The sequence below is a fragment of the Streptomyces sp. OfavH-34-F genome, assembly GCF_022347745.1.
Lineage (GTDB): Bacteria > Actinomycetota > Actinomycetes > Streptomycetales > Streptomycetaceae > Streptomyces.
Genome location: NZ_JAKRGC010000243.1, coordinates 1 through 9,882, shown reverse-complemented (window position 1 = coordinate 9,882; position 9,882 = coordinate 1). Strand labels below are relative to the sequence as shown.

The following is a 9,882-nucleotide window of genomic DNA, read 5'->3' as shown; positions in this document are numbered from 1 at the left end:
GCGGCCGGCGCGGTGGTCGCGGCCGGCGAGCCGGGCGGGGGAGAGTTCCCGCTGCTCGCGGACCGGGTGCGGAAGGTCGGCGCGCCGACGGCGTACGTCTGCCGCCACTTCGTGTGCGACGCGCCGACCACGGACCCGGACGCCCTGGCCCGCGCGCTGGGCGGGACTCCGTAACGGCCGGCGGGCCGCGGCCCTCGAAGCTGCGGCCCGCACCGGGGGACGACGCCCGCCGCCGGGCGGGTCAGCTGTGGTTGTACGCGACCAGGGAGATGCCGACGTAGTGCACCACGAAGGCGGCCAGGGTCAGTGAGTGGAAGACCTCGTGGAAGCCGAACCAGCGCGGCGACGGGTTCGGCCGCTTGATGCCGTAGATGACGCCGCCCGCGCTGTACAGCACGCCGCCGACGACGACCAGCACCAGCACCGCGATCCCGCCGGTGCGCATGAAGTCCGGCAGGAAGAAGACCGCCGCCCAGCCCATCGCGATGTAGCACGGGGTGTACAGCCAGCGCGGCGCGCCGACCCAGAAGACCCGGAACGCGATACCCGCGACGGCCGCCCCCCACACCGCCCACAGCAGCGGGGTGCCCGTGGACTCGGGGAGCAGGAGCAGGGTGAGCGGCGTGTACGTGCCCGCGATGATCAGGAAGATGTTGGCGTGGTCCAGCCGGCGCAGCACCGCCTCGCCGCGCGGCCCCCACGTACCCCGGTGGTACACCGCGCTCACGCCGAACAGCAGGCACGCCGTCAGCACGTAGACGGCGCAGGCGATCCGGCCCCGCGTGCTGTCCGAGAGGGCCACCAGGAACAGCCCCGCTATGACGACGGCGGGAAACATCCCGGCATGCAGCCAGCCGCGCATCCGTGGCTTCGGCGGGGCGTCGGCGGGCGTGGCCGGACGAGGGCCGGCGGTGTCGGGTGCGGCGACGGCAGCAGTCATTTTCGCATCGTACCTACGTCGCCGTAGGTACCCGATATGGGCCGGGGTACGTGCGGATGCTCACATGGGCGGCCCTCTGGACATATGGGCGCGAGCGGCGGATGATCAAATGAGTGCGGTCGGCACCGGATGAGCGCCAGGGGAATTCGAAGGGGTACACGCATCCGGGTCGCAGCCCCCACGGGGCACCAGGGCACAAGAGCACCCACCGAACACACCCTCATCAAGGAGCGATCGTGGCGCGCGACATCGCGGCTCCCCTCACTGTTCCCACCAACCACCAGGAGCTGATCTCCTGGGTGGACGAGATCGCGGCACTGACCGAACCGGACCGGGTGGTCTGGTGCGACGGTTCCGAGGCCGAGTACGAGCGCCTGTGCGGGGAGCTCGTCGCCAAGGGCACGTTCACCAAGCTCGACGAGATCAAACGTCCGAACTCCTACTACGCGGCCTCCGACCCGAGCGACGTCGCGCGGGTCGAGACCCGTACGTTCATCTGCTCCGCGAAGGAGGAGGACGCCGGCCCCACGAACCACTGGAAGGACCCCGCCGAGATGCGGGAGATCTTCACCGGCGAGCAGGGCGTCTTCCGCGGCTCGATGCGCGGGCGCACGATGTACGTCGTCCCGTTCTGCATGGGCCCGCTCGGCTCGCCGCTCTCCGCGATCGGCGTCGAGATCACCGACTCCGCGTACGTCGCCGTCTCGATGCGCACCATGACCCGCATGGGGCAGCCCGTGCTCGACGAGCTGGGGTCCGACGGCTTCTTCGTGAAGGCCGTGCACACGCTGGGCGCCCCGCTGGCCGAGGGCCAGGAGGACGTCCCCTGGCCCTGCAACGAGACCAAGTACATCTCGCACTTCCCGGAGGACCGCGAGATCTGGTCGTACGGCTCCGGCTACGGCGGCAACGCCCTGCTCGGCAAGAAGTGCTACGCGCTGCGCATCGCCTCCGTGATGGCGCGCGACGAGGGCTGGCTCGCCGAGCACATGCTGATCCTCAAGCTCACGCCGCCGCGCGGTGAGTCGAAGTACATCGCCGCCGCGTTCCCGAGCGCCTGCGGCAAGACGAACCTCGCCATGCTGGAGCCCACCATCTCCGGCTGGACCGTGGAGACCATCGGCGACGACATCGCGTGGATGCGGTTCGGCGAGGACGGCCGGCTGTACGCGATCAACCCGGAGGCCGGCTTCTTCGGCGTCGCGCCCGGCACCGGCGAGCACACCAACGCCAACGCCATGAAGACGATGTGGGGCAACTCCGTCTTCACCAACGTCGCGCTCACCGACGACGGCGACGTCTGGTGGGAGGGGATGACGGAGGAGCCGCCCGCGCACCTCACGGACTGGAAGGGCAACGACTGGACCCCCGAGTCCGGGACGCCCGCCGCCCACCCCAACGCCCGCTTCACCGTTCCGGCCGGGCAGTGCCCGATCATCGCGCCCGAGTGGGAGGACCCGAAGGGCGTGCCGATCTCGGCCATCCTCTTCGGCGGCCGCCGCGCCTCCGCCGTACCGCTGGTGACCGAGTCCTTCAACTGGCAGCACGGCGTCTTCCTCGGCGCCAACGTGGCCTCCGAGAAGACCGCCGCCGCCGAGGGCAAGGTCGGCGAGCTGCGCCGCGACCCGTTCGCCATGCTGCCGTTCTGCGGCTACAACATGGGCGACTACATGAACCACTGGCTCAAGGTCGGCGCCGACAAGCCGGACCAGTCGAAGCTGCCGAAGATCTACTACGTGAACTGGTTCCGCAAGAACGAGGCGGGGAAGTTCGTCTGGCCCGGCTTCGGCGAGAACAGCCGCGTCCTCAAGTGGATCGTGGAGCGCCTGGACGGGAAGGCGGAGGGCGTCGAGACGCCGATCGGCGTCCTTCCCGCCAAGAGCGCGCTCGACACCGACGGCCTGGACCTCTCCGAGGCCGACCTCGACCTCCTGCTCAGCGTCGACAAGGAGGTCTGGCGCGAGGAGGCCGCTCTGGTCCCCGAGCACCTGAACACCTTCGGCGACCACACGCCCAAGGAACTGTGGGACGAGTACCGCGCCCTGGTGGCCCGGCTGGGCTGAGCCCCTGCCGCCCGTACGGTGACGGCCCCCTGCCCCGGACGCTCCGGGGCGGGGGGCCGTCGGCCGTCGGCGGCCCGCGTTCGTAGTGGGGTTGTGACCGTCCGGAGCCGTGGAGGTGATCGGCGCGACCGTACGGTGGCCCCGCCACGCGCCGCCCGCGCGCGGGGCGAAGGGGGCCGGGGGGATGGATTATCCGCCGTATCCGAACGCGTCGGGAGGCGGGCCGCCGCTCCTTCCCCGGCGGCCGCTCCAGGGCCCGGCCGTGGTCGCGATCGTGCTGGGCTCCGTGGCCGCGGTGGTCGGCCTCGGCCTGCTCGCCCTCTTCATCGCGTTCGCCTACGTGTACGGCGAGAACCACGCCGGCATGCGCTTCCCGTCCGACGATGTCACCGTCGCCTCCTGTGTGCGGGACGAGGTGACGGGCCGTCCGGCGGCCGGAATCCGGATCACGAGCGGGGCGGCGCGCTCCGGCACGTACACCGTGCGGGTCGCGTTCCGGGACGCGCGGACCGGCAAGGGGCGCGGAACGGCCGCCGGGGAGGGCGGGGTGACCGTGGCCGATCTGGCGGCGGGCGGCACGGCGTCCCGGCAGGTCGCCGGCCCGGTCCCGGTGCGGGGCGCCCCGGTCTGCGAGCTGGGGGACGTGACCTTCGAGTCGACGCGCGACGCGGGCTCAGGGGCGACGAGCGCCCGGTGAGAGGGGGCACCCGGGCCGCGCGTCGTGAGGGCGCGCGGACCGGGGCCGTCAGTGGGCGCCGACCAGACGGGTGCCGGCCGACAGCGCTTCGGTGTGGGCGTCCATGCGCTCGGCCGCCAGGATGGCGACCGTCGTGTCGGCGCGGGACGCCGCCACCACCAGGGCCCGGCCCGCGAGGGCGTGGGCGCGGCGGTGGAGGGCGGACGCGGGGGCGTCGCTCAGACCGGCGTGCCGGACGGGCGGGGCGCCGCGGAGCCGGGCGACCTGCCCGGCGATGAGGTCGCCCGCCTCGCCGAGCCCCAGCTCGTCGGTGACCGCGAGCAGCGCGGCCAGGTGTCCCGCGAGCTGGATGTCCAGCTCCTCCTCGCGGCTGCGACCGGGGAAGTCGTCGGCGTGGTCGGCCGGTGTGAGGACCGATTTGACGCGGATCGGTTCGTACATGGATGGCCTCCTGGTGGTGCTGTGAGGACCATCCTAGCTTGGATTCAGTCTAAAGTTATCCATCTTCGAGTATTGGCCCGGCCCGGGGCTGGGTCAGTCCTGGCTGTAGCCGTCCAGGAAGTGGGCGATGCGGCCGATCGCGTCCGTCAGGTCCTCGGTGGAGGGCAGCGTCACCACGCGGAAATGGTCCGGGTCCGGCCAGTTGAACCCCGTCCCCTGCACCACCATGATCTTCTCGGCCCGCAGCAGGTCCAGGACCATCTGGCGGTCGTCCTTGATCCGGTAGACCTTCGGGTCGAGCCGGGGGAAGAGGTACAGCGCCCCCTTGGGCTTCACGCAGGTCACGCCCGGAATCCGGGTCAGCAGGTCGTACGCCGCGTCGCGCTGCTCCAGCATGCGGCCGCCCGGCAGCACCAGGTCGTCGATCGACTGCCGGCCTCCGAGCGCGGTGGCCACGGCGTGCTGCGCCGGCATGTTCGCGCACAGCCGCATGTTGGCCAGGATCGTCAGCCCCTCGATGTACGAGGTGGCGTGGGCCTTGGGGCCGCAGACCGCCAGCCAGCCCGAGCGGTACCCGGCGACCCGGTAGTTCTTGGACAGCCCGTTGAAGGTGAGCACCATCAGGTCGGGGGCGATCGTGGCGGTGGGCGTGTGCGTCGCGCCGTCGTACAGGATGCGGTCGTAGATCTCGTCGGAGCAGACGACCAGGTTGTGCCGCCGGGCGATCTCCGTCAGGCCGCGCAGCATCTCCTCGTCGTACACCGCGCCGGTCGGGTTGTTCGGATTGATGATCACCAGCGCCTTGGTGCGGTCGGTGACCTTCCGTTCGATGTCGGCGAGGTCCGGCATCCAGTCGGACTGCTCGTCGCAGCGGTAGTGCACGGCCGTGCCGCCGGCGAGCGCGACCGACGCCGTCCACAGCGGGTAGTCCGGGGCCGGGACCAGCACCTCGTCGCCGTCGTCGAGCAGCGCCTGCATCGACATCTGGATCAGCTCGGAGACGCCGTTGCCCAGGTAGACGTCCTCGACGTCCAGGTCGATGCCCTTGGTCTGGTAGTGCTGCATCACCGCCCGGCGCGCGGACAGCAGCCCCTTCGCGTCGCCGTAGCCGTGCGCCCCGGCGACGTTGCGCAGGATGTCCTCGAGGATCTCGGGCGGGCACTCGAAGCCGAACGCGGCCGGGTTGCCGGTGTTCAGCTTGAGGATGCGATGACCGGCCGCCTCCAGCCGCATCGCCTCCTCGAGCACGGGGCCGCGGATTTCGTAGCAGACGTTGGCGAGCTTCGTGGACTGGATGACCTGCATGCCGGCGAGCTTACGACTGTGCTCCGCAGGTCGCCCCGCCTTTGGCGAGGGGCTCGGCGGGCCGGGCGGGGGCGCACATGTGTGCGGGCTTTCATCGCCATGCGCCCGCCTCCCGCGAGCCGTGGGAACGCTGGGAGCGGACGGCGCCCGGCTTGGAAAGGGCTGGTCCGGCGGTGTGACGGACGGGGGCGGGTGAGATGCGCCACGAAGGGGTGGCGGCGGGCGCCCCGCGTGGCCGGAGACCGGTGATCCACGGGTGCGGCCGAAATCCGCCTCTTGTGCACGCCCGCCGTATGCATCAGCATGCGCATGTCAATCCGAAGGAACTTCGGACCGAAAGAACTTCGGTCGCAGAGGGCTGTCGCGCTCTGTTCGTTCGCTGGAGGGGACCTCCCACATGAAAAAGCCTCTCGTCGGTGCGCTCTTCGCCGTCCTGCTCATGGGCGCGGGCATCGCGCCCGCCACCGCCGCCGCCCCGTCCGCCGCTCCGTCGTCCGCCGCCCCGTCCGCCGCCACCGCCCCGGCTCCGGTCCGGGCCGCCGTCGGCTTCGCCGGGACCGTCGCGCTCAGCAACTGCTCGGGCTCCGTCGTCCGCACCCCCGCCTCGCAGCCGGGCGACCCGGCGCTGGTGCTGTCCAACGGGCACTGCCTGGAGACCGGCTTCCCGGCCCCGGGCACGGTCGTGTACAACCGCTCCTCCAGCCGGTCCTTCACCCTGCTCAACGCCTCCGGCCGGGGGGTCGGCACGCTCCGGGCGAGCAAGATCGCGTACGGGACGATGACGGACACCGACATATCGGTGTACCAGCTCACCTCCACGTACGCGCAGATCAAGAGCCGCTACGGCATCGACGCCCTCGAACTCAGCACCACGCACCCCGTGCAGGGCACCGCGATCACCGTCGTGTCCGGGTACTGGAAGCGCACCTACAGCTGCAACGTGGACGGGTTCGTCTACCGGCTCAAGGAGGGCTCCTGGACCTGGAAGGACTCCGTCCGCTACACCTCCGGCTGCCAGACCATCGGCGGCACGTCCGGCTCGCCGGTGATCGACAACGCCACCGGCAAGGTCGTCGCCGTCAACAACACCGGCAACGAGGACGGCCAGCGGTGCACGGACAACAACCCGTGCGAGGTCGACGAGAACGGGCAGGTGACGGTCCGCCAGGGCATCAACTACGCCCAGCAGACCTACGGCATCGCCGCCTGCGTCGGCGCCGGGAACGTCTTCGACCTGAACCGCACCGGGTGCACCCTGCCCAAGCCGTGAGCCGTGAGCCGTAAGCCGTGAGCCGTGGCGCGTGCGGAGGGGCGGGACCGTCCGGCCCCGCCCCTCCGCACGCGTCCGGTCCGCTCAGATCCTGCGCCACCGCGCGTTCGCCAGCGAGAAGACACCGAAGGCGACCAGGCCCGCCGCGACGAGGCCCAGCAGCCAGGGTCCGGCCGGGGTCGCGCTGAAGGCGCGCAGGGTGTCGTCCATGCCCTTGGCCTCGCCGGAGCGCGCCTTCACCGCCGCCGACACCGCGAAACCTCCCGCGACCGCGAAGACCAGCCCCCGGCTGACCCCGCCCGCGATCCCGACGACGTCCACCGCCCGCCGCACCGCCGGGGACATCGCCTCCATCCGCAGGTGCTTGTGGAACTTCCGGAGCGCCGCCCGGCCCGCGATCCACAGCCCCGCACAGGCGATGCCCACGCCGGCCGCGCCCACCAGCCAGCGCCCGCCCGGCATGTCCAGGACGCGGGCGGTGACGTCCTGCGACTGGGCGTCCCCGCTGCCGCTCCCGCTGCCCCGGTCACCGGCCGCGAACATCAGGACCGAGGACGAGACGAAGGCGTAGAAGACGGCCCGCCCGCCCGAGGCCAGCCGCTTGGTCGCCTTGTGGCCGTCCGGGCCCGCCGCGCCGAACGCCGCCTCGGACAGCCGCCACAGGGCCATGCCCGCCAGGGCCAGGCCCAGCACCCACAGCAGGACGTGGCCGAAGGGCTTCTGCGCGATCTCCGCGAGCGCCCCGCCCCGGTCCGCCTGCTTGCCGCCGCCCCCGTTGAGGGCGATGCGCAGCGCGAGGAACCCGACGAGGAAGTAGATGACCCCGCGCGCCGCGAACCCGGCGCGGCCGGCCGCCTCGACGGCCGTGCTGTCGCCCGCCCGCCGCGCCTTCCCATGGCCCTTCGAGGCCGCCGCAGAGATGTCCATGCCGGCTCGGTTGCCCCGATGGTGACCGGCGAAACTAGGCCGCCCGGCGCACGGAGCGGCCCGCCAGCACCTGGGTGCGCCTGCCGTCCTCGATCACGAAACGGCCGTCGATCAGCACGTGCGGGATGCCCGTCGGCAGGGCGCGCGGCTCGTCGAAGGTGGAGCCCGCCGCCACCGTGTCCGGGTCGAAGAGGACCAGGTCGGCGCGGTAGCCCTCGCGGACGAGCCCCCGGTCGGGCAGCCGCAGCCGGGCCGCCGGGCGCGCGGTGAGATGGGCGACGCACTCCTCCAGCGACAGGACGCCCAGCTCGCGCGCGTAGCGGCCCAGGTAGTGGGGAAAGGTGCCGTAGGCGCGGGGGTGCGGCTTGTCGCCCTGGAGGATGCCGTCGCTGCCGCCCGTGTGCACCCGGTGGCGCATGATCTGCCGGACGTTCTCCTCGTGGCCGACGTGCTGCAGGATCGTCGTCCCGAGCCGGTCCTCCACCAGCAGCCGCCGCGCGACCGTCCAGGGCTCCTCGCCGCGCCGCTCCGCCGACTCGGCCACCGTGAGGCCGACGTACGCGGCGAGCCCGGGTTCGCCGGTGCCGGAGATCTCGATGGTGTCCCACTCGATGGGCACCCCGTGGCAGCCGTCCGAGCCGGTGACCTCCAGGTCGTGGCGGACGCGGGCGGCCGTGTCCGGGTCGGCCAGCCGGTCCAGGACCGCCCGCGGGCCGCCCTCGCTCGCCCAGCCGGGCAGCATGGCGGCGAGCGTCGTGCAGCCCGGGGTGTACGGGTAGGTGTCGAGGGAGATGTCGGCGCCCGCGTCGAGCGCGTCGTCCAGCAGGGCGAGCAGTTCGGGGGCGCGGCCCTCGTTGACGCCGAAGTTCATGGTCGCGTGGGCCAGGTGCAGGGAACAGCCCGCGCTCCGGGTGAGCCGCACCATCTCCCCGTACGCCTCCAGGGCCCCGGCGCCGTACGAGCGGTGGTGCGGGCAGTAGTAGCCGCCGTGCGCGGCCACCACCCGGCACAGCTCGGTCAGCTCGGCGTCGTCCGCGTACATGCCCGGCGTGTAGGTCAGCCCGGAGGACATGCCGACCGCGCCCTCGCGCATGCCCTCGGCCACGAGCCGGCGCATCCGGTCCAGCTCGGCCGCGGTGGCCGGCCGGTCCTCCCAGCCGACCGCGTACATCCGGACCGTGCCCTGCGGGATCAGATAGGCGGCGTTGACGGCGATGCCCCGGCCGCCGAAGTTGCGGTCCAGCCGGTCCAGGTAGCCGCCGACCGTGCGCCAGTCGAAGTCGATGTCCGCGCCGTCGCCGTTCCACCCGGCGATGGAGCGGCGGACCTCGGCGAGCGTGCGGTCGTCCACGGGCGCGTACGAGAGGCCGTCCTGGCCCAGCACTTCGAGGGTGACGCCCTGTGCGGCCTTCGCGCTGTGGTCGGGGTCGCGCAGCAGCGCCAGGTCGCTGTGGGCGTGCATGTCGATGAAGCCGGGCGCCAGGGCGAGCCCCCCGGCGTCCAGGGTACGGGCGCCGGAGGGCCGGGGGCCGGGGGAGTCCTCGCGGTGGATCTCCGCGACCCGGCCCCCGGCGACGGCCACGTCGGCGCGGTAGGAGGGCGCGGCGCTGCCGTCGATGACGCGGGCGTCGCGGATGACGAGGTCCATGGGCCTGGGGCCTTTCTCGGGGGGCGGGCCCGGCTCAGAAGAACGTGCGGATGAGGTCGGTGACCGTGCCGTCCGCCTCGACGAGGGGGATCAGCTGCCACTTGTCGAAGCTCGTGCACGGGTGGGACAGGCCCATGCCCACCCAGTCCCCGACCTCCAGCCCGGCGCCCTCCTCCGTGCGCAGCCAGGTGTGCTGGTCCGACAGGCCGGTGACCTCGATGCCGGTGGCAGGCCGCACCGAGCCGTCCCGGCCGGAGCGCACCACCTGCGCCTCGGGCAGGTCCAGGTCGTGCGCAGCGTCCCGCTTGCCCGCGTTCAGGAACGCCTGACCGGGGGTCGGCCGCGACACCACCTGGGCCCACAGCCGGAACGCGGGCTGGAGCGCGCCCTCCTCGGGCACCCGGTTGAACGGGGTGAGGCGGCGGTAGTGCCCGTCGTCGTGCGAGACGTACGCCCCCGAGCGCAGCAGCTTCAGGACCGGGGAGGACAGCTCCGGGATCTCGGCGAACACGTCCGCCACCGCGTCGAACCACGCGCTGCCGCCCGCACTGACCACGATCGGCTCGCCGGGCCCCAGCCCCGCGAAGCGGC

Annotated in this window: 8 protein-coding genes and 1 pseudogene; 3 read left to right on the top strand and 6 right to left on the bottom strand. The window is 72.5% G+C overall.

The annotated features are described in order from the left end of the window. Positions 1 to 241 precede the first annotated feature (241 nt). Positions 242 to 940 (bottom strand): hemolysin III family protein, encoded by a 699-nt coding sequence (locus tag MHW47_RS26535; protein WP_239226296.1) that lies wholly within the window; start codon positions 938 to 940, stop codon positions 242 to 244. A 236-nt stretch (positions 941 to 1,176) separates the two neighbouring features. Here MHW47_RS26535 and MHW47_RS26530 point away from each other — a divergent pair, with 236 nt between their 5' ends. Further along, on the top strand, positions 1,177 to 3,003 hold the full coding sequence (locus tag MHW47_RS26530; RefSeq protein ID WP_239226295.1) for a phosphoenolpyruvate carboxykinase (GTP): 1,827 nt from the start codon (positions 1,177 to 1,179) through the stop codon (positions 3,001 to 3,003). A gap of 184 nt (positions 3,004 to 3,187) precedes the next feature. Continuing rightward, positions 3,188 to 3,700, top strand: coding sequence for a hypothetical protein (locus MHW47_RS26525; RefSeq protein WP_239226294.1), 513 nt, complete (start codon positions 3,188 to 3,190; stop codon positions 3,698 to 3,700). Between the two features lie 48 nt (positions 3,701 to 3,748). Here the strand turns inward: MHW47_RS26525 and MHW47_RS26520 are convergent, their stop codons facing one another. Both MHW47_RS26520 and MHW47_RS26515 read right to left on the bottom strand, forming a co-directional pair. Then, positions 3,749 to 4,141: a hypothetical protein gene (locus tag MHW47_RS26520; protein WP_239226293.1), complete on the bottom strand. Its 393-nt coding sequence runs from the start codon at positions 4,139 to 4,141 to the stop codon at positions 3,749 to 3,751. A 93-nt stretch (positions 4,142 to 4,234) separates the two neighbouring features. Further along, positions 4,235 to 5,446 carry a pyridoxal phosphate-dependent aminotransferase gene (locus tag MHW47_RS26515; protein WP_239226292.1) on the bottom strand — a complete coding sequence of 404 codons (1,212 nt, stop codon included), beginning with the start codon at positions 5,444 to 5,446 and terminating at the stop codon, positions 4,235 to 4,237. Positions 5,447 to 5,843: 397 nt separating this feature from the next. Between MHW47_RS26515 and MHW47_RS26510 the strand changes: the two genes are divergently transcribed. Next, positions 5,844 to 6,716, top strand: coding sequence for a serine protease (locus MHW47_RS26510; protein WP_239226291.1), 873 nt, complete (start codon positions 5,844 to 5,846; stop codon positions 6,714 to 6,716). Positions 6,717 to 6,800: 84 nt separating this feature from the next. Here the strand turns inward: MHW47_RS26510 and MHW47_RS26505 are convergent, their stop codons facing one another. The 3 genes and pseudogenes from MHW47_RS26505 to MHW47_RS26495 all read right to left on the bottom strand — a co-directional run. Then, positions 6,801 to 7,643: a DUF1206 domain-containing protein gene (locus MHW47_RS26505; protein WP_239226290.1), complete on the bottom strand. Its 843-nt coding sequence runs from the start codon at positions 7,641 to 7,643 to the stop codon at positions 6,801 to 6,803. 34 nt (positions 7,644 to 7,677) lie between these two features. After that, a complete protein-coding gene (locus MHW47_RS26500; RefSeq protein WP_239226289.1) occupies positions 7,678 to 9,291 on the bottom strand; it encodes an amidohydrolase family protein in 1,614 nt (537 codons plus the stop codon). 34 nt (positions 9,292 to 9,325) lie between these two features. Further along, positions 9,326 to 9,882 (bottom strand): annotated as a pseudogene (locus tag MHW47_RS26495) (amino acid deaminase); the annotation flags it as partial.